This window comes from Picosynechococcus sp. PCC 73109, assembly GCF_001521855.1.
Taxonomy (GTDB): domain Bacteria; phylum Cyanobacteriota; class Cyanobacteriia; order Cyanobacteriales; family MRBY01; genus MRBY01.
The window spans coordinates 871373-890975 of sequence record NZ_CP013998.1; the positions used below are offsets into that span (position 1 = coordinate 871373).

Consider the following 19603-nt stretch of genomic DNA (forward strand, 5'->3'; position numbering starts at 1 on the left):
CGATCGCCTTCCCCATCCCATTGATTGTCCTCCGTTGAGAGTGTAGGAGTTTTCGGATGAATCAAGCCCCCCCTAACGCCGCAAATGCTAGCTTTCAGGCTGCTTTAGACAATTTAGACCTAGATCTAGACCGAGAATTGCAACGTTATCGACAACAGCGGCCACCATCCGAGCGATTCACACCGCCTCCGAGTCCAGAACCGCCCCTCGATGGGGGATCTGCAGCTCTTGATCAGGGTGATGATGGCGAATTAATGGCCCAACAACCAGCACAGGCTTCTGAAACAGACACTACCGAGACAATTACTGCCGTTGCTGGCCCCCTTTCCCCCTGGGAGCAGCCCACGTCCCCCCCGGAAGATTACCTGCAATCGTCGGAGGAACTCCTCAAAAGTTTAGATGCCAGCAGCCAACCTGTTCCCCCGCCTACGCCACGTTGGAAATTAGGTCTTGCTTTTTTGGGAGCAGCCATTTTAGGGGGTGGATTGGTGGCTTTGGCGATCGCCGTTCCCGATTTATTTACCCCGACCCCAGCCCCGGAAACAGCCGCAGAATCCTCCCCTGCCCAGACCACGGCAACAACGCCAGAGACCACTACACCGGCGGCCTCTAGCACCGTTAATCTAGCCTCCCAAGAATTTATCGAATTGCGCCTAGACAATCTCAGCATCATTGATCCCAGCGTACCCACGGACACCGAAAATACCGAAGCCGATGCCACTGCTTCTACCAGTGCCACAACGCCCCCCCCGACTCCAGATCAAGGGACAGCAACTCCCCTTGCGCCAGTACCGGGCTTTCCGGGGACACCTTTGGCCACCCCCGATGGTTTGAAATTGGGATATTACTACGTGATTTTCCGAAATACGAGTCCTAGCGCCCTGGAGCGTGCTAAAGCAGTGGTTGATGGAGCTTTTGTGCGACAGTTCCCCGTGGGCCAAGCTATTCAGATGGCAGAAGTCGATTCAGCCGCCAAAGCCGATGATCTGATGCGTCAATTTAAGGCCCAGAAAATTGCAGCGGAGGTTTATTACCATCAACTGTCGCCAGCTTCCTAAACGAGGCGATCGCCCCCTGGGCTAGATTAGTAGTTGAAACGCGTCAGTAAGCGGGACACTGGGCACGATGAATTTTTTCCGGCGCACCTGGGATGGCATTCAACAATGGTGGCAACCTGCCGCTGATCCAGAGCACATCCTGGAGCAGACCCTCTGGGACATGGAAAAAAAAATGATCCAAATGCGGCGGGCCGTGGCCCAGGCGGTGGCAAGTGCTAAACGGGGGGAACGACACCGAAAAACCATGGCGGCAATGGTACAGCGATGGCAGCAGTGGGTAAAATTGGCCCTGGATTGTGGCGATGAAACCTTAGCAAAAGCGGCGATCGCCCGACGACAAACCTATGGGGAAATGTTGACGAAACTGGAGGCGCAACGGGAAGAACAACAAGCCTTTATCCGAGGTGTACGTCACGATCTTGAGGCCCTCGAAGACAAAATCAATCACATTAAACTCCAAAAAGATTGGTATGTGACGCGGTTACGGACGGCGATCGCCCAACAGCAGTTACAAACCCTCCAGCAAGAATTAATGGGGGGGAGCTTGGATGCGGCGATCGCCGATTTAGAATTGTCCCTGTGGCAAGTGGAAGCAGAAACCGATCTCATCGATCCCCTCGAAGCACAATTCCGTCAGCTAGAAAAAAGTCAGCGGCATCACCCAAAAAATTCTTAGAAAAATAAAGGCGATCGCCCACTCCATTTTAGGCGCAACGAAGGGTAAAACTTATGTTACGCTGACCTGTGGTTTTGTATATGTCCAAAGGAGAATTCTGTGGAACGCACATTTGTAATGGTTAAACCGGACGGTGTTCAGCGCGGTTTGGTCGGCGATGTTATCCGTCGTTTTGAAGCAAAAGGCTTTAAGCTCGTCGGTCTAAAATTGGTTTCTGTTTCCCGCGAATTAGCAGAGCAGCACTACGGCGTTCACAGAGAAAGACCGTTCTTCGGTAGCCTCGTAGAATTCATTATTTCTGCCCCCGTCGTCGCCATGGTCTGGGAAGGGAAAGGGGCGATCGCTGCCGCCCGGAAAATCATCGGTGCCACCAACCCCCTCGAAGCAGAACCCGGCACGATCCGGGGTGATTTTGGTGTGGACATTGGCCGTAACCTGATCCACGGTTCCGATGGCCCCGACACCGCTGCCAGTGAAATTGCCCTCTGGTTCTCCGAATCTGAATTGGCCAACTGGGAACCCGCCACCAAAGCTTGGCTCTACGAATAAACCCAATCTGTTTGGTTTCCAAGCAAATTTTGGCAATTTAATTTTTTCAAGACCTCGTTCAACCCTAACGGGGTTTTTTCGTGGCTATTCCTCTTCATCCCAGAGCCGTTCTAATTGGTGCTGCCAAGCCAATAAAGCCCGCTGTTGTTCCCTGGGTTCTTGGTCAAGACCACCCATAATTCCTTCTTGGTAAAACCGGGTAATCGTTTGCATCGTCTTTTCGATACTTTGCCCCTGGGACTTGGCAGCACGGATAATTTCTCGCACTTTATCTTCGGCCAGTTGATTAAAAAAGGGACTGAGATTTTGTTGGTGTAAGGCCACCATTTCCGTTAACACCTGTTGGAAAATGGCGGTGTCAAGTTGTTCTAAGGGATATTTAAATACGCCCCAAAGTAAACCCTGGTTGAGGGCGTAGCGGACGAGTTTATTTTCATTAAAGTTACTTTCGAGCAACTGGCCATAATAGGGTTCTGCGTCGTCCTGGGACGCGACAGGTACAAAGATCCGCAGCATTTGACCATCACTAGACAGGCTCACCAGTAGGTGAAACCGAGCTTGGGATTTGTGTACTTTCCAAGTTTTGTTGTCTGTGTGGTTAATTTTGGCGTTGGGAAAAAATTCAGTGAGGGTAGCGGAGATGGCGTCTGGGGTCATTGTTGCAACTTGAATCGGAAAAATTGAATATTCGCCTTGTACTCGATCAACAGCGGAGGTTATGGCTGAGCCGTGGAACAGGAGTGCCAATCATGGACAGCGACGACAACATCATCAATGGCTTGACGGGTAATTCGGGCCGATTGGCCGGTTTGGTTCGCCAAAATACTGACCAATAAGGTGCTGTCATCGGGTAGATCGAGGTAGCCAGAGAGGCCAGAAACGTGGGTCATGGTGCCTGTTTTCCCAAAGAATTGGTTTTCAATAGGGGTATCTTGAAAGCGGTTTTGGAGAGTGCCTGTGCGACCGGCGATCGCCAAAGAATTCCGGTAAGTTTCCCCCTGGGGATGGGTCAGCATACCGTCCAAGGTCTGGATTAAGGCCATGGGAGTGACAAGGTTATGGCGAGAAAGACCAGAGCCGTCCCGCAATCGGTAGGTGGCAGGATTGACCCCAATAGATTCTAGGATTGTTTCTGGGTTTCGGTCAGCGGCAGTAAGGGTTTTTAGGAGACTTTCGGCAAAAAGGTTATTGCTGTCTTGGTTGGTGGTTTTGAGGATTTCAGCCAGGGGATCAGAGGCGATCGCCGTGAGTGGTTCAATTTTGTAGAGGAGGCTTTCTTTGTTGAGTGGATCAGGGAGTAGGGACTGGATATCGGTATTGATGACCCGTCCCCCTTTGAAGCTAATGTTTTGACTGCGCAGGATAGTTTGCACCGTTTCGAGGGCATAGCGGCCAGGATTTGGAATCGATAAAAACCATTGCCTGGGTGGTGCATCGGGAGCCAGTTCTCCCCGGAGGGTGAGGCTATTTGTCCCATAGGTTTGGCGAGGTTCTGGGGGAATAGTTGCGCCTTCTGGGGTTGTAAAAAGTTGGTGATCGAGTTGCCATTGACGGGCGGCGATCGCATCCGACCAAGTGACACGGGCGCGACTCCCCACGGCTCCGGGCGTCACAGTGGCAGTGACAACATTGTCATTGAGAATAAGCTGATTTACAGCCGTTGCATAATACCAGGGTAAATCAGACCATTCCCAAGTGGGATGGGGCGTTTGGGATGGTGGACTATCAATAATAATGACCTCCCCCACATCCGTAATCCCTTGGTTTTTAAGTTCTTCGAGGGCGGTGCGGAGCTTTGTCGTGGTTAGGGTCGGGTCTCCTTGACCTTCAATCACCAAATAACGAACTTCTCCGTGGATATGCCGAACGAGGGAAATGGGCGTCTGGAATTGGTAGTCTGCGCCTAAGTCGGTGAGGGCAGCGGCAGTGGTGAGGAGTTTTTGGTTAGAAGCTGGCACAAAAAAAGTGTCGACTTGGTGCTCAAATAAGAAACTATCAGTCTGGGGATCTTGGATCGCAATGCCCCACTGGGTTTGTTGCTGTTCTGGACGCTGGAGGATCTGAGAAATAGTGCCAGAGAGATCGCAGGTCTTTTGGGATTGGGCCAGACTTTGGGGGCTAAAAGCCAGGGTCGCTAAACTTACCAGGGCGAGGATCTGGCTTACTGGTTGAAATTGTGTTTTCCCCATTTTTTCTCCTCGTCAACGGTCAGGGCGCATTTGTCCTACTATACTGCCGTTTTTGGTGGGCTTCGGTACACTGCGAAAAGGATCTTTGTGGTTTTCTTGGGCTAAATCTCCATGAGCGAACAATTTTTTCAACGGAAGCAGACTTTTTTTGACCGCTGGGCGAGAAATTACGACATTTTATTGACCACGCCCTTTTACCAGGCCGTCCATAGGCGGTTACTCACCTATGCTGATTTCCCCAGAGATGGCCATGTGCTCGACCTAGGTTGTGGGACGGGCAAATTATTTAAACGACTCGGTAAGCTTTATCCAGAATTAACGGGGGTGGGGTTGGATCTGTCTCCAGAAATGTTAACTCAGGCCCAACGGAAAAATATCCATGGCGATCGCCTTTCTTTTGTCCAGGGGAATGCCGAGGCGCAACCTTTTCCGGAGAATACCTTTGACGCAGCGTTTAATACCATTAGTTTTTTACATTACCTGAACCCCGAAACGGTTTTAGGGGAAGTGCAGCGGGTGCTCAAGCCGGGTGGCCAATTTTATCTAGCGGATTATGGCAAAGGAGAATTGTGCCAAGGGGATGGTTTTCCCTTTTCGCCTGGGGGATTGCGTTTCTATTCCCGGACGGAACGGACAGCGATGGGGGAACAGGTTGGCCTGGAAACCGTGGCGCACCATTATCTGATGTTCGGCGTTTTACTCACAATTTTCCAGAAAAGCGAGGAAATCCCAGCGGCGATCGCCCCTTAAGTCGTCCCCACGAAGCCCCGATTATGAGATGATTGTCTGCAACAAACGGGTTCACGCAAACAAGTATCATGACCAACGCTAAAGCCATCTCTATCCTTGGTTCCACCGGATCAATCGGGACGCAAACCCTCGATATTGTGCGATCGCACCCCGATAAATTCCGCGTGGTGGGGATGGCCGCTGGGCGTAACATTCAACTGCTGGCCGAACAGGTGCGGGAGTTCCACCCAGAGATTGTTGCCACCAGCCAGGAAAGCCTTTTACCCGAACTAAAATCTCTCCTTCAAGATTTAGAACACCAACCCCAAATCATCGCTGGCAAAGCGGCGATCGCCGAAGTGGCCCGTTATGGTGATGCCGAAAGCGTGGTAACGGGGATTGTGGGCTGTGCTGGACTTTTACCGACCATTGCGGCGATCGAAGCCGGCAAAGACATTGCTCTTGCTAACAAAGAAACCCTGATCGCTGGGGGGCCAGTGGTTTTACCCTTAATCGAAAAATATGGCGTGAAACTACTGCCCGCTGACTCCGAACATTCCGCGATCTTCCAATGTCTCCAGGGGGTGCCTGAAGGAGGTTTAAAGCGGATTATTCTCACGGCCTCCGGGGGCGCTTTCCGGGATCTGCCTGTGGAAAAATTGGCCACCGTCACTGTCAAAGATGCCCTGAAACATCCCAACTGGTCCATGGGGCAAAAAATTACCATCGACTCCGCTACCCTGATGAACAAGGGTCTAGAGGTGATCGAAGCCCATTATCTCTTTGGTAAAGATTACGACGACATCGACATTGTGGTGCATCCCCAGAGCATCATCCACTCCCTAATCGAGCTGCAAGATACCTCGGTTTTAGCCCAGTTGGGTTGGCCTGATATGCGCTTACCCCTGCTCTATGCCCTCTCCTACCCCGAACGCATTCACACCGATTGGGAGCAATTTGACCTCGTGAAGGCCGGCGATCTTACCTTCCGGGAACCGGATCACCATAAATATCCCTGCATGAATTTGGCCTATGCTGCGGGACGGGCCGGGGGATCGATGCCAGCAGTTTTAAATGCAGCGAATGAGCAAGCTGTGGCCCTTTTCCTCGAAGAAAAAATTGAATTCCTCGATATCCCTCGTCTCATCGAAAAGGTTTGCGATCGCCACCAAAACGACAACAAGACAAACCCGACCCTAGACGACATTTTGCAGGCAGATCAATGGGCCAGACAAGCTGTTCTTGAATTACAGCCACAATTGGCCTAGCTAACCGTTGTCACGAATTAATAAGACGCTCGTACTCAGCATGGTTGCCAATCCAAAACCAATAGTAATCATCCCCTTTTTTTAGGGCTAAAGCTCGATAATTATTGGTAATCCGAATTGACCATAGGTTTTTGCCTACTTTCTTAAAGTGAAGGGAGGGATAATCTTGGTTGGCTTGCCACAAATGATAGGTATTGTTTGCCTTCTCCTGAAGTTCTGGTGGCAGTTTTTTATAGGCTTTCCAGAACTCAGAGGTTGCGAAGGACTGCATGTAAATCTTTGACCTGATTGTTCGTAATGTCTGCCTCTGCTTTGGCAATCAGTTGATCTAGCTTGCCTGTATTGAAATCCATCTCAAGCTGCTGATCCCACTGCTCAGCAAGATAAGCTTGAATCCATTCCGAGAGATGGCGAATTTCATTTTCAGACAGATTTTTGATGGCGGCTTCAATTTCTACTAGGGAAGTCATTTTGGGCAACATCTCCATATTTTTTTAAATATATAAAAGTCAAAAAGAACGACTAAAACCCAAACCCAAGGAAGTTAAACTGCTAGACGTGCTCCGGTTTGGACTTGCCAGAGGCTGTAGTATAAACCCTGCCGATCAAGGAGTTGTTCATGGGTGCCTTGTTCAACAATTTTGCCTTGATCCATCACATAAATGCAGTCGGAATGGCGGATCGTGGAAAGGCGGTGGGCGATCGCAATGGTGGTGCGATGCTGGGTGATTTTTTCGAGAGATTTGGCGATCGCCGCTTCGGTTTCATTGTCCACAGCAGAGGTAGCCTCGTCCAAAATCAAGATGGGCGGATCTTTTAAAATGGCGCGGGCGATCGCCAAGCGTTGCCGCTGACCACCGGAGAGTTTTTGCCCCCGTTCCCCGACGATGGTGTCGTACCGTTGGGGCAGAGTTTCGATAAAATCGTGGGCTTCCGCAAGTTTTGCGGCCTGGATAATTTCCGGGAGAGTTGCATCGGGGTTCCCGTAGGCAATATTTTCCGCCACGGTGCCATGGAACAGAAACACATCCTGACTCACTAGACCAATGGCGCGCCGCAAATCCTTGAGATAGATATCGCGAATATCAAGGCCATCGACAGTAATTTGTCCCTGGTTAATTTCGTAGAAACGCAGGAGCAATTTCACAATCGTACTTTTCCCAGAACCCGTCGCCCCCACAATCGCAATGGTTTGCCCCGCAGGAATGTGGAGGGAAAAATCTTGCAAAACCGGCGCTCGCTCAAAGTAGGCAAAGGAAATATTGTTGAGTTTGATCTCTCCTTTGACCGTATGGGTGGGCAGGGCTACCTCCCCAGAACGAATTTGCACTTCTGTGTCGAGGAGATTAAAGACCCGGTTACTCGAAGCCATCGCCCGTTGATAAAGATCCATCGTTTGCCCCAGGCGGGTTAGGGGCCACAGCAACCGCTGGGTCATAAATACCAAAACACTGTAGGTGCCCACAGCCAAAGCTCCTTGTTCCACCTGCAATCCACCGAAAAAGAGAATCGCCGTAAACCCAGCCAAAATCGCAATCCGGATTAAGGGGATAAAGGCGGCACTTAAGGCGATCGCCCGCTCATTACTTTGAAGATAAGCATCACTGTCAAAGCGGAGCCGTTCTAGCTCGTAATGCTCCGTCGTAAAGCTTTTAATGGTCGTGATGCCGCTGAGGTTATTGGATAGGCGCGAGCTGAGTACCCCTACCTTTTCGCGCACATCGGCATAGCGGGGAGCCAATTTTTTCTGAAATGCCACCGAACCCCAGATGATGATCGGAATCGGCGCCATCGCCATCCAGGCCGCCGAGGGGGTCGCGTAGAAAAATAAGCCCCCAATCAAAATCACCGTCGTGATCACCTGCAAGATTTCGTTGGCGCCCACATCGAGAAAGCGTTCCAACTGGTTCACATCGTCATTGAGCAGGGCCAATAGTTCCCCGGTGCTGCGTTCTTCAAAGTAGCCCAACTCCAGTTCCTGCAAATGGCCGTAACCATCGAGACGGAGGTTGTGTTGCATTTTTTGGGCTAAATTGCGCCACAGACGTTGGTAAAAATATTCAAAAATGGACTCGGCACTCCAGATTAGGAAAGACAAAATGCCGATGACGACCAATTGACCGATGATGCTGGTGACGCCAAACTGGGCCACAAAGGAGTTGTCCCGCTGTACCACGGTATCCACTGCCACCCCGATCAGCACCGGAGGCGCCAGATCAAAGAGTTTATTCAGAACGGAACAGGCGATCGCCAAATTGATCTGTTTGCGGTAGCGACTACCATAGCGGAATAAACGGGTTAGCGGATGGGACATACTCAAAGAAAATCAAGCCAATACCCAAAAGATCATAACCTGTTCTGTTTAATCTTCGCCCGGCTCTAGCACCTGCACATCTACCGTTTTAGCGTCGGCGTTATCCGTCCCTTGCGGCCCGTCCACTTCCACGGCGGCCACCTCCACCGTCCCCTCTGGGGTCTGGCGCTGGAATTTCTTTTCTGTAATTTGCACCACTTCACCGCAACTAGGACAGCGGGCCATGGAATTGTTTAAACCCGTAAATTCATAGCCACAAACCGGACAATCTGCCTCTACCAAATTGCGCTTGAGCCACCACTGGAAGCCCACCACCCCCAAGGCGATCGCCACGGGAATGAGCAGAATGAGAATAATAAACCCGTTGACAACCCAGCCGAGGCCCACCGAAGTCAGTAACGCCGCAATCAGGATAAAGGTCAAAAAACAGCCGAGGCCCGAAGAAGAGAATTGAATATTACGAGAGAAAGGATCGTTCACAATATTTCTTAATAATTGTTAACTGCTTACGATAGTGCCTCAAGTTTATTTCACAAACCGAGATGATAAGCTTACAAATGCACAAAAATTATTTTAATAAATCATGTCGGAAAGCAATAATACACCTCTTTTATTGAGGGCTGCACGGGGGGAAAAAGTTGAGCGGACACCGGTTTGGATGATGCGTCAAGCCGGACGTTACATGAAAATTTATCGCGACCTGCGGGAGAAGTACCCGAGCTTCCGGGAACGTTCTGAAAATCCTGATCTCGCCATCGAAATTTCGCTCCAACCTTGGCATGCATTCCAGCCTGACGGTGTAATTATGTTTTCGGATATTCTCACTCCCCTACCAGGGATGGGGATTCCCTTCGACATCATCGAAAGCAAAGGGCCAATCATTGAAAACCCGATCCGCACCCAGGCCCAGGTCGATGCCATGACCCCCTTTGATCCGGCAGAATCCTTGCCTTTTATCAAAACAATCCTTGGCACCCTCCGCCAGGAAGTGGGCAATGCCTCGACGGTACTGGGATTTGTCGGTGCCCCCTGGACGCTAGCGGCCTATGCCATTGAAGGTAAGAGTTCAAAGAACTACGCCATCATCAAAAATATGGCCTTTTCTGAGCCGGCTGTGTTGCACAGTTTCCTTGGAAAAATTGCCGATGCGATCGCCGATTATGTTTGCTACCAGATCGAATGTGGAGCCCAGGTGATCCAAATGTTTGACTCTTGGGCGGGCCAACTCAGTCCCCAAGACTACGATATGTTTGCCCTGCCGTATCAAAAACGGGTCGTGGACAAAGTCAAAGCAAAATACCCAGACTTCCCGCTGATTCTGTACATCAGTGGCAGTGCCGGTGTCCTAGAACGCATGGGTAAATCTGGTGTCGATATCGTCAGCGTCGATTGGACGGTGGATATGGCCGATGCTCGCCAGCGCCTTGGTAAAGACATGAAAGTCCAAGGCAATATCGATCCTGGTGTGCTGTTTGGTTCCCAGGACTTCATCAAAGCGCGGATCATTGACACCGTGCGTAAAGCCGGCAATTGGGGACATATTCTCAATCTCGGCCACGGTGTTCTCGTTGGCACCCCTGAAGATAATGTCCGCTTCTTCTTTGAAACCTGTAAGAACGTCCAGAGTTTCCTCTAGGTTTTAAAACCATTCCTTCATTCAGAAAAAGCGTTTTAGGAGAGTCAAATCCTAGGGCGCTTTTTTTGGGGAATTGGGCTGACACCGTAGGCAGGGCCGACATTTCTCGATAGAATTTCCTAGCGTTTGCTTTTAGTTAAAAATTCTGGGGAAACAAGCGGGATGACAGTGCAACCAAAACTCATTATTCACGGTGGGGCCGGCAGTTCCCTCAAGGGAAAAGGAGGCTTAATCGCCGTACGGGAGTCGCTCCACAGGATTGTTCAAGAGGTTTATGACTTCTTAGAACAGGGCGGCAGTGCTGTGGAAGCCGTTATCCTAGGGGCAAAACTTTTAGAAGATGAACCACGGTTTAATGCAGGTACAGGGTCAGTGCTCCAGTCCGATGGTCAAATTCGCATGAGCGCTTCCCTGATGGATGGTACGGCCCAACGGTTTAGCGGCGTGATTAATGTGGGCCGCATTAAAAATCCCATCGAAGTGGCCCAGGCGTTGCAAACGGAAGATGATCGAGTGTTGTCCGATGTCGGTGCGGCAGAGATGGTGCGGGTACTACAGCTCCCCATTCATGATCCTCTGACCGATTTGCGCCTCGAAGAATGGCTGGAAGAACGTAAGGGAAATTTTCGCAGTAGTATGGCTGGGGTTGTTGCGGAGGATGAAATGGCGCGGCGCGGCACCATTGGGGTGGTGGCTTTGGACCAAAATGGTCGGGTTGCAGCGGCTACCTCTACGGGCGGGAAAGGTTTAGAGCGGATTGGTCGGGTGAGTGATTCGGCGATGCCTGCGGGAAATTATGCGACCCAGGTGGCTGGGGTTAGTTGCACGGGCATTGGGGAAGACATTATTGACGAATGCCTTGCGGCGAAGGTGGTTATTCGAGTCACGGATGGTTTAAGTTTGCCAACCGCCATGGAAAAATCAATCCAGGAAGCAACGGTAAATAAACGGGATCTGGGGGCGATCGCCTTGGATGCCCAGGGGAATATTGTCTGGGGAAAAACCAGCGAAGTGCTCTTGGCGGCCTACCACGACGGCACCGCTGTGGGGGATACTCTGGAATGGCAATTAGAACCGGGGGTCGGTTGTCTCTAGGGAAGAGGGGAGACCGATGGTGATACGTGCTCTTCTAAAACGTTTGGCGATCGCCCTGGGGACATTGCTTGCCATTAGTTTTGTGATTTTCACGATTTTGGCCTTGGCACCAGGGGACCCCCTCAGTGAATTTGCAAATAACCCGGCAATTACGGCCGAGGTGCGGGAAAATATCCGGCGATCGCTGGGTCTGGATCAGCCCTTTTATCTTCGTTATGTCAAATGGCTCTGGGCGCTGTGCCAGGGGAATTTGGGCTATTCTTTCACCAGTAAAAGTCCTGTGCTGGGTCTGATTTGGCAACGCCTGCCGACGACTCTCTGGGTGGTGGGTCTTGCCTACGGTTTGAGTGTGGCGATCGCCTTACCCCTGGGGATTATCTCTGCCCTGCGCCGCAACTCTCTTTTGGATCAACTGGCCACCACCTTTGCTTTCTTGGGGTATTCCCTACCGACTTTTTTCACAGGTTTGCTAGCGATCATTGTCTTTAGCGTGAAATTGCAGTGGCTCCCCTCGCTATACAACAGCACCCTGGTGGTTAATGATTTTCAGAGTTTTTGGCAGCAGATCCAGCAATCGATCCTGCCGATCACCGTCCTCGCGTTGTACCAAACGGCAACTTTGACCCGGTTTGTGCGCAATGCAATCCTCGAAGAGTTGCCCCAGGATTATGTGCGGACGGCCTATGCCAAGGGCTTGGGGGAATTTGCCGTGCTCCGCAAACATATTTTGCGCAATGCTTTGATTCCCGTTGTCACCCTGATTGCCATTGATGTGCCGAGCATTGTGACGGGGGCCTTGGTGACAGAACAAATTTTTCGGGTGCCAGGGATCGGTGCGCTGCTTATTGAATCCATTAACCGCAACGATACCCCCGTGATCATGGGCATCACGATTATCTATGCGGCCTTGGTGGTGATCTTTAATGCGATCGCCGATCTAAGTTACCGTTTCCTCGATCCTCGCATTAAGTAACAAAAAAATCCTCCCTTAAGGGAGGTGCCGTAGGCGGAGGGTGTTATTCCTTGAGTTAACACTCCCCTGACGCCTCTCAAGAGGAGAAACAGTTGCCGGTGTGCTGGCGAGCTCCACAAAATTCTTTCCTCTAGGGAAGCTAGAGAAGTGTTACTAAAGGGGAGTTTATTCTTCTTCAGCAGTCATATCCACAGTTTCTAAACCATCTTCTTCTGCTGGGGGCGGTACTAGGGCCACTGCCACAATCGCATCATCCCCATCCAGGCGCTGCACCCTGACCCCGGTGGCGCTGCGGGATTGGAGTGAGATGGATTCCACTGCTTGGCGGATCATAATGCCGCGCCCCGTGACGAGCATCAGTTCATCTTCGGGATTGACAATTCTCAGGGAAGCCAACCGATCTGCCTTAGACTTGAATTTGATCGCCCGGAGGCCCACCCCAGCGCGGTTTTGCAGGCGGAATCGTCCCACGGGCACCCGCTTACCGAAGCCTTTTGTGGTTACGGCAATCACCCAAGGCCCCTGGTCAACATTTTCGGTGACTTCTTCGTTATCGTCTTCGTCTTCTGCTGTATCCGCAGCGGCGATCGCCGCCGTAATTTGAGACGACACAATATCCATACTTACCAATTTGTCATCATCGGATTTGAGTTTCATCGCCCGCACGCCTCTCGTAGAGCGGCCCAAGGGACGTAACTGATTATGGTCAGCCTGGAAGTGGATCGCCATTCCTTCACTACTGGCCACGATGATGCTGTCCTCCTGTCGCGCGAGGCGTACCCAACGGAGTTCATCGCCATCTTCGAGGGAAATGGCAATTAGACCGTTCGAGCGAATCTTCGCAAAGGCAGACAGGGCGGTTTTTTTGATGTAGCCGTTTTGAGTGAGCATGACGAGGTATTCATCCTCGGTAAACTCACTCACTGCCAGCATCGCTGTAATTTTTTCATCCTTCGGGATGGGGAGCAGTTGAATCGCCGGTAAACCTCTGGCCGTGCGGGAACTCTGGGGGATTTGGTAAGCGTTTAGAGAATAAACGACGCCGCGCTCCGTAAAGAACAGCACATGGTCGTGATCGCAGCAGGTGAGGAAGTGATCGACGCCATCGTCTTCCTTCATTTTGGTGGCGGCTTTGCCGCGAGTGGCGCGGTTTTGGGCGTCAAAGGTGGCTACGGGCATGCGTTTGATATAGCCTTGTTCGGTGAGCAAAATAGCCGCTTGCTCATTGGCAATTAGGTCAATATCCTGGAGATCGCCGTCATCCAAGACCAATTCTGTGCGGCGATCGCTCTGGTGGATGGTCTTAATTTCGGTGAGCTCTGCTTCGATAATGGCGTAAACCCGTTCCCGACGCGCCAGGATATCTTCGAGATCCGTAATCTTCAGCAACAGATCCTGGTGTTCTGCGTCGATTTTGTCCGCTTCTAGGGCCGTGAGGCGACGCAATTGCATCTGTAAAATGGCATCGGCCTGGGCTTGGCTGAGGTTGTAGCCGTCCATCAACCCCTGACGGGCGATCGCCGTATCCGCTGCCTGGCGAATCAAGTGAATCACCGCATCGAGATTATCGAGGGCAATGAGTAATCCCTGGAGAATGTGATCCCGTTCCTGGGCCTTGCGCAGTTCGTAGCGGGTGCGCCGGGTAATTACTTCCACCCGGAAATCCAGGAACACCTGGAGGAATTGCTTCAGGTTGAGCAGTTGGGGTTCGCCGTTCACCAGGGCCAGCATATTCGCGCCAAAATTGGCCTGGAGGGGCGTATGTTTATACAGATTATTTAAAACAACACGGGGATAAGCATCGCGCTTGAGTTCGATGACGATCCGCATCCCTTGGCGATCGCTTTCATCGCGGATATCAGAGATGCCATCAATTTTCTTATCGTTGACCATATCGGCAATACGTTCGATCAACGCCGCTTTGTTGGTCTGGTAGGGCAGTTGGGTGACGATAATTGCTTCTTTTTCCCGGCCATTTTGGCGGAGCGTTTCAATTTCTGCGACTCCCCGCATCGTGATCGAACCCCGACCTGTCATGTAAGCATCTTTAATCCCCGAACGACCGAGAATTTGTGCCCCCGTCGGAAAATCAGGGGCCGGGACAAATTGCATTAATTCTTTGATTGTGATCTCAGGATTGTGGATCAGCGCCGTCACCCCATCAATAATTTCCCCAAGATTATGGGGCGGGATATTGGTCGCCATCCCCACCGCAATCCCCGAAGAACCATTCACCAAAAGCTGGGGAATCCGAGAAGGGAGAACAACGGGTTCCTGTTGGGAGCCATCGAAGTTATCCGCAAAGTCAACGGTTTCTGATTCGATATCCCGCAGCAGGGCGTTGGTCGCTAAAGACTGGAGCCGACATTCGGTGTAACGCATGGCCGCCGCTGGGTCGTTATCAATGGAGCCAAAATTACCGTGGCCATTGATCAGCGGGTCTCGCATGGAGAAATCCTGGGCCATGCGCACCAGGGCATCATAGACTGCCGTATCCCCGTGGGGGTGATATTTACCGAGGACTTCCCCCACGACCCGGGCACATTTCCGGAAAGGGCGATCTGGGGTCAAACCCAATTCATACATCGCATACAAAATACGACGGTGTACGGGTTTTAAGCCATCCCGTGCATCGGGTAACGCCCGCCCCACAATCACACTCATAGCGTACTCTAGGTACGAGCGTGACATTTCATTGCTTAAATCGGTGGGAATAATGCGCTCCTGGGGGGAGGTCATAGGATTTCGGCTCCGCTAGGTCAAAAAAGGTTAAAAACCAGAGAAAAAGACGTTAAGGAAGATTATTTTGCGTTTTTTAACTGGATTTTTTCGGTCAAATAGACTCCTATTTTACCACAGTCTTTGGGGCATAAACTGGCTCAGGAAAAGGCTTTGGGCCTAGGGGAGATTGGGCGCAAGGCTGCTGAGACCCTGGCGGGGCGTCCATTGAATCGTGCCGTCGGTTTCGCTCCAGTAAACGATGCGGTTGGGCGCTAAAAAATGACCCTGGGGAGAACCAATGGCGATCGCCTTTTGGGGTTTGAGGGTCTGCCAGATTTTGAAATCGAGATCAGCGGCCTTTGCAATGAGAATGGCCGGATTCCACTGGGCGATAAAGTCGGCGTCGGCGGTTTGTTTACTGAGCAAATAAAAGGCTTGGCCCTGGAGACGAATTTCTAAAATATGCAAATCTTCCTGGAGGAGTTGCAAGCGGATCGGACCGAGGCGTTTCGGTTCGAGGGGGCGGAGGATTGTAACCTTATCGGTTGGAGATTGGGGGAGTGAAAAACGCTGTTTGATAGGCAGTTCACCGGAAAAATCAACGGTTTGGGCGGCGGGGTCGGGGGGCGTCAGGGAAAGCAAGCCATCAATTTGATTGAGGCCGCTGCGACGTAAAAAAGGTTCGAGGGTATATTCCCAAAATCCAGGGGAACCGACATTAATTACCAGGGTTTTACCGCCCGCTTGAGCGACAATTACAGGGGTTTGGCGATCGCCAAAAATTGTTACTTGAGTGGTATTGAAGTGACGATAAACCAGCACCGTAATAAAAAAGATTAGTAAACCGCCGATAAGGGGCCTGGCCTGTTTTTCGGCCCAGGGAGAGCGCCAAATCAACAGCATCACTCCATAGAAAACAAGCAGTTGCGGCAAAGGTAGCGCGGCCACACTCGCTTGGCTCCCAGGCAACGCCACAACCTGTTCCACGAGCCAAATCATCCCTCGCAAAGGCCAACCCAGTCCATAGGCGATCGCCCCACCGAGTTCTGGGCTGAATAGACCGACAGCACCGCTGACCATACCGCCCAAACTGACCAGGCCAATAATGGGCGATAGCACAATGCTGGTGGGGATCGAGTAGGTGGCGATCACGTTAAATTTGTAGGCCAGTAAGGGTAATGTCCAAAGGCTGGCGGCCATGGGAATGGCGATCGCCGTTGCCACCGTTGGGGGAAGAAAATCTAGCTTTTTTTGAATTGGCTCTAGGGTCGTAAACAGGCCAAAGGTTGCCAGAAAACTGAGTTGAAAGCCCAAGTCCCAAAGCCATAGCGGTTTAATCAGGAGTAACATTGTTGCCGTCACTAGCAAAAGACCAATGGGCTTGACCTTGCGATCAAGCACTAGGGCCACTAAACTACCCATCCCCATTAAGGCCGCCCGGAGAATCGAAGCCTGGAAACCCGTCAGCAGCACGTAACCAAGTAAAGTTCCTGCCGCGCCATAGAATTGTGTTTTCTCTTCTTGATTTCGTAGGAGCCACAGCACGACCCCCAACAACAGCGACACATGGAACCCAGACGCAGCGACGGTGTAGGCCAAGCCCGCTTTGACCCACAAATCATAAATTTCGGGGTCTAAATTGGTGGTCTGACGTCCCAACACCATAGAACTGAGTAAGCTAGCAGGTTTGTCTGGTAAAAATTCCCGATGGCTCCGTTGAATCCGTTGGCGCAGTATTTCTGTGAGCGACTCTTCTCGCCGAATTAATGCCGCTTCCCAAGCACTAAAACCCAGAAAAGTATTGTTTTGGCGTAGGTAATCCGGAAAACTGAAGGCAAATTTATTTTGAGGCGGTCGGGGTTTGTATAAACGCCCTGTCAACTGGAGGCGATCGCCACGCTTAAATTGAGAAAAATCTCTGCTTAACGTAACATATAAATTTTCTTTTTGAGGAGCAACATTTTGCCCTAACTTTACATTTTGCACCCGAAACCAAAACCGTTGTTTATCTGGTTCTTGTGTGGTGATGGAGCGGTAAATTTGCCCTTGGATTTCTACGGGACTTTGTAATAAACTGGGCTGACTTTGGGTGAGACTGTAAAGACCATTGGTCGCCGGACGGGGTAGACGCCCTTGACTATAAACTACAGCCAGCAGCATCACCAATCCCAGCATTGGCCAGAAGCGGCGCGGTACTTGCCAGAGATAACGGGGAAGAAAAATTGTTGCGAGGATTGTCCCCAAGGCGATCGCCCCAACCAATAACCCCCACTGCAGCAAAGAAGGTTGCGGGTTCAGTGGCCCCCAAAATCCCGTTAAACCAAGACCAATTAGATATCCAAGACAGAGGACGATACCACGCTGAAAAACCATAGGCAAAGAAAGCAAAGGTACAAAAACTTGCCCACAAGCTTAGCTCGACTTTATCCATGGGATATTAGTGAGAAAACGGTAGAAGGACTCAGAGTAGAAAATTTGCGTGAATCAATGACTATGCCGTTGAGCACCAAGAATGGGCCATCCTCTACATTGCCGTCGATTTTCGCGAGCCATCCCCAAATGAGCGCCATAAAAATCCGCATTGACATTGCTAAAGACCTCCAAGGCAGAACCCTATGCGCGCCATAGTATTGTTTCCTTCACTCGTGACCAGGGTTGTCCGTTGACTCCCTAAAAAGGCGATCGCTAAGGTGGCAAAAAATACCACTCCATTTTCGTGGCCTATGGGAAAAATCGATAAATCTCTTTCCTATGCAAGAAGCGGGTAAAAATCAATGTATTCTCTGAAAGTTCGATACCCATACGATAATCACTTAGCCGGATGCGATAAAAAGTCTGATAGCCTTGCATTTTTTTGAGATTATTAATTTCGTTTAATTGTCCGGCCTGTTTACACTGTAAAATAACTTCTTTGGCTTTTTGGCGAATTTTTTTATCTTTAATTTTTTTGAGATCTTTTTGAAAGCGAGATTCAAACAGTATTTCCATTATTCTTCATCTAACAAAGTAAAGATCTCTTCCTCGCTCACAAAATCATTTTGTCTACCTTCAATGATTGCTTTTCCGAGTCCCACTTCTTCAAGGGCATCAAGGAGAATTTCTCGAATGACTTCCTGACGATTTTGAATCAGATCAATCATGATTTCTGTTAATAGCTCTTTTGTTTTACTGTCATCAATTTGGATCAACATTGTGTTTTCATACAGAGAATATATAAAATATCATAACTACTTTTGGAGTTTATTGCTTCATCGCAGAAGACATTTATCTACCCGATTGGGGCAACATCGAAACTATCGAAAAATCCGAAAGCATCTGAAATGAATAAAAAACAAACCGTAGAGTGTGTTAACGAAGCGTAATGCACATTCAACTAAACAGATAATCAAAAAAGGCGCGTTACATTTTAACCATAAAGGATCTGTCAAACAATGACTGCAAATTCTAGTTTTTTTGAGGCAAGAACCTTTCGAGTTTTTTCTCGATTAGTTTTAAACTTTCCAATTTCTTATCAATCGATTTGAGGGACTTTGCAATTTCTTCAAGATTTTCTTTGCCAAGTATCATAGGTGGTAGTGAATTCTTGAAAATCTCTGTTGCTTCATATTCGTAGTTATTTCCAGACAAATCGCAGTAAGTTATTTTAATAGATGTATTAAGATCAGATACTATATCAATATTACTATACAAAGCGAGATCTAGAAAACATGGATTGTCTTGATCAATTAAAGCAATTTGAATAGGAAATAGTTTTTCCTCACAAAGTTTTGGTACGGGCTGAATTGAAATTTGAACATTAAGTGCGACTGAGCCTGTAACTGAAATTACCCCTAATTGAATAGTGCCCGGCTTATTTGGATGAAGTCTTAATAAATGTTGTAGCTTTGGTTTGGTAAAGTATCTTTTTGCCCGAATTGCTTCAAGAATAAAATGACTAGCTTTGACTGTGTGAGCACCTGCGCGAATATAGTAGCAATGATCAGGAGCCATATGCGGAGCAATATTACTACTATCTATACAGATTAATAAAACAGCCTTACCTTCATCAATATTTCCTCTATCCATACAATCAGTCATAAAGTGGATTTCATACTCAGGTCTTGGATCTAAACTATTGATAATCTGATCGACCCAATCACGTCGATCTTGTTGTCTATTTTTTTTTCCGACTTTAAGAGAAATACCACCATCAGCATTGCCATCTTTATCAATGCCAGCAATGAAATAACCCCCTCCAGAATTAGCAAAACCTGAAGCCGCGCAACCTATTTTCTTCCTAAGCTCATTATCATCGGTGCGGCTTGATTTAAACTCGAACTTCTCATTTTCTGAATTTGGAAGTTGCGTTAGATCAAAATTTTTAGTATTAAATTTCATATTTTTGCTTTTCTAACA

General features: G+C 49.7%; 19 protein-coding genes. 8 read left to right on the forward strand and 11 right to left on the reverse strand.

Translation table 11 applies throughout. The features are described from left to right. The first annotated feature begins 56 nt into the window (after window positions 1-56). The 3 genes from AWQ23_RS04215 to ndk all read left to right on the forward strand — a co-directional run bounded on the left by AWQ23_RS04215 (window position 57) and on the right by ndk (window position 2283). A complete protein-coding gene (locus AWQ23_RS04215) occupies window positions 57-1058 on the forward strand; it encodes a hypothetical protein (RefSeq protein ID WP_062432882.1) in 1002 nt (333 codons plus the stop codon). 67 nt (window positions 1059-1125) lie between these two features. Then, window positions 1126-1734: a PspA/IM30 family protein gene (locus AWQ23_RS04220; RefSeq protein ID WP_062432884.1), complete on the forward strand. Its 609-nt coding sequence runs from the start codon at window positions 1126-1128 to the stop codon at window positions 1732-1734. Between the two features lie 99 nt (window positions 1735-1833). Next, window positions 1834-2283 (forward strand): nucleoside-diphosphate kinase, encoded by a 450-nt coding sequence (ndk, locus tag AWQ23_RS04225; protein ID WP_030007591.1) that lies wholly within the window; start codon window positions 1834-1836, stop codon window positions 2281-2283. An 84-nt stretch (window positions 2284-2367) separates the two neighbouring features. On the opposite strand, the gene AWQ23_RS04230 is transcribed toward ndk, so the two are convergent. Together AWQ23_RS04230 and dacB are read right to left on the reverse strand one after the other, a co-directional pair. Next, window positions 2368-2940: a hypothetical protein gene (locus AWQ23_RS04230; protein WP_062432887.1), complete on the reverse strand. Its 573-nt coding sequence runs from the start codon at window positions 2938-2940 to the stop codon at window positions 2368-2370. Between the two features lie 59 nt (window positions 2941-2999). Next, window positions 3000-4472: a D-alanyl-D-alanine carboxypeptidase/D-alanyl-D-alanine-endopeptidase gene (gene dacB / locus AWQ23_RS04235; RefSeq protein WP_062432890.1), complete on the reverse strand. Its 1473-nt coding sequence runs from the start codon at window positions 4470-4472 to the stop codon at window positions 3000-3002. Between the two features lie 111 nt (window positions 4473-4583). Here dacB and AWQ23_RS04240 point away from each other — a divergent pair, with 111 nt between their 5' ends. Then, window positions 4584-5222 carry a class I SAM-dependent methyltransferase gene (locus AWQ23_RS04240; protein WP_062432893.1) on the forward strand — a complete coding sequence of 213 codons (639 nt, stop codon included), beginning with the start codon at window positions 4584-4586 and terminating at the stop codon, window positions 5220-5222. A gap of 68 nt (window positions 5223-5290) precedes the next feature. Next, window positions 5291-6469, forward strand: a complete 1179-nt coding sequence (gene dxr, locus AWQ23_RS04245; protein ID WP_012306446.1) for a 1-deoxy-D-xylulose-5-phosphate reductoisomerase — start codon at window positions 5291-5293, stop codon at window positions 6467-6469. Between the two features lie 10 nt (window positions 6470-6479). Here the strand turns inward: dxr and AWQ23_RS16525 are convergent, their stop codons facing one another. The 4 genes from AWQ23_RS16525 to AWQ23_RS04265 all read right to left on the reverse strand — a co-directional run bounded on the left by AWQ23_RS16525 (window position 6480) and on the right by AWQ23_RS04265 (window position 9263). Continuing rightward, the gene (locus AWQ23_RS16525) at window positions 6480-6740 is read right to left on the reverse strand and encodes a hypothetical protein (protein WP_030007586.1); all 261 of its coding nucleotides are present in this window, start codon (window positions 6738-6740) and stop codon (window positions 6480-6482) included. Further along, window positions 6718-6939, reverse strand: coding sequence for a hypothetical protein (locus tag AWQ23_RS04255; protein WP_062436498.1), 222 nt, complete (start codon window positions 6937-6939; stop codon window positions 6718-6720). Before AWQ23_RS04255 ends, AWQ23_RS16525 begins: the two co-directional genes overlap by 23 nt. Window positions 6940-7013: 74 nt before the next feature. Further along, complete coding sequence (locus AWQ23_RS04260) at window positions 7014-8783, reverse strand: ABC transporter ATP-binding protein (RefSeq protein WP_062432896.1); 1770 nt, start codon at window positions 8781-8783, stop codon at window positions 7014-7016. Between the two features lie 48 nt (window positions 8784-8831). Further along, a complete protein-coding gene (locus tag AWQ23_RS04265) occupies window positions 8832-9263 on the reverse strand; it encodes an FYDLN acid domain-containing protein (RefSeq protein ID WP_062432899.1) in 432 nt (143 codons plus the stop codon). Window positions 9264-9366: 103 nt separating this feature from the next. Here AWQ23_RS04265 and hemE point away from each other — a divergent pair, with 103 nt between their 5' ends. The 3 genes from hemE to AWQ23_RS04280 all read left to right on the forward strand — a co-directional run bounded on the left by hemE (window position 9367) and on the right by AWQ23_RS04280 (window position 12487). After that, window positions 9367-10419: a uroporphyrinogen decarboxylase gene (gene hemE / locus AWQ23_RS04270; RefSeq protein ID WP_012306451.1), complete on the forward strand. Its 1053-nt coding sequence runs from the start codon at window positions 9367-9369 to the stop codon at window positions 10417-10419. Between the two features lie 162 nt (window positions 10420-10581). Next, window positions 10582-11514 carry an isoaspartyl peptidase/L-asparaginase gene (locus AWQ23_RS04275; protein WP_062432902.1) on the forward strand — a complete coding sequence of 311 codons (933 nt, stop codon included), beginning with the start codon at window positions 10582-10584 and terminating at the stop codon, window positions 11512-11514. Between the two features lie 19 nt (window positions 11515-11533). Beyond that, the gene (locus tag AWQ23_RS04280) at window positions 11534-12487 is read left to right on the forward strand and encodes an ABC transporter permease (RefSeq protein WP_062436500.1); all 954 of its coding nucleotides are present in this window, start codon (window positions 11534-11536) and stop codon (window positions 12485-12487) included. Between the two features lie 165 nt (window positions 12488-12652). Here AWQ23_RS04280 and gyrA read toward each other — a convergent pair whose 3' ends face one another. The 5 genes from gyrA to AWQ23_RS04305 all read right to left on the reverse strand — a co-directional run bounded on the left by gyrA (window position 12653) and on the right by AWQ23_RS04305 (window position 19585). Continuing rightward, window positions 12653-15226 carry a DNA gyrase subunit A gene (gene gyrA, locus AWQ23_RS04285; protein WP_062432905.1) on the reverse strand — a complete coding sequence of 858 codons (2574 nt, stop codon included), beginning with the start codon at window positions 15224-15226 and terminating at the stop codon, window positions 12653-12655. 159 nt (window positions 15227-15385) lie between these two features. Beyond that, on the reverse strand, window positions 15386-17581 hold the full coding sequence (locus tag AWQ23_RS04290) for a ComEC/Rec2 family competence protein (protein ID WP_062432908.1): 2196 nt from the start codon (window positions 17579-17581) through the stop codon (window positions 15386-15388). Window positions 17582-17929: 348 nt separating this feature from the next. After that, window positions 17930-18196 (reverse strand): type II toxin-antitoxin system RelE/ParE family toxin, encoded by a 267-nt coding sequence (locus tag AWQ23_RS04295; RefSeq protein WP_062432911.1) that lies wholly within the window; start codon window positions 18194-18196, stop codon window positions 17930-17932. Continuing rightward, window positions 18196-18399: a hypothetical protein gene (locus AWQ23_RS04300; protein WP_062432914.1), complete on the reverse strand. Its 204-nt coding sequence runs from the start codon at window positions 18397-18399 to the stop codon at window positions 18196-18198. The genes AWQ23_RS04295 and AWQ23_RS04300 overlap by 1 nt, the downstream gene beginning before the upstream one ends. Before the next feature lie 253 nt (window positions 18400-18652). After that, window positions 18653-19585: a helix-turn-helix domain-containing protein gene (locus AWQ23_RS04305; protein WP_062432917.1), complete on the reverse strand. Its 933-nt coding sequence runs from the start codon at window positions 19583-19585 to the stop codon at window positions 18653-18655. Between the last annotated feature and the right edge of the window lie 18 nt (window positions 19586-19603).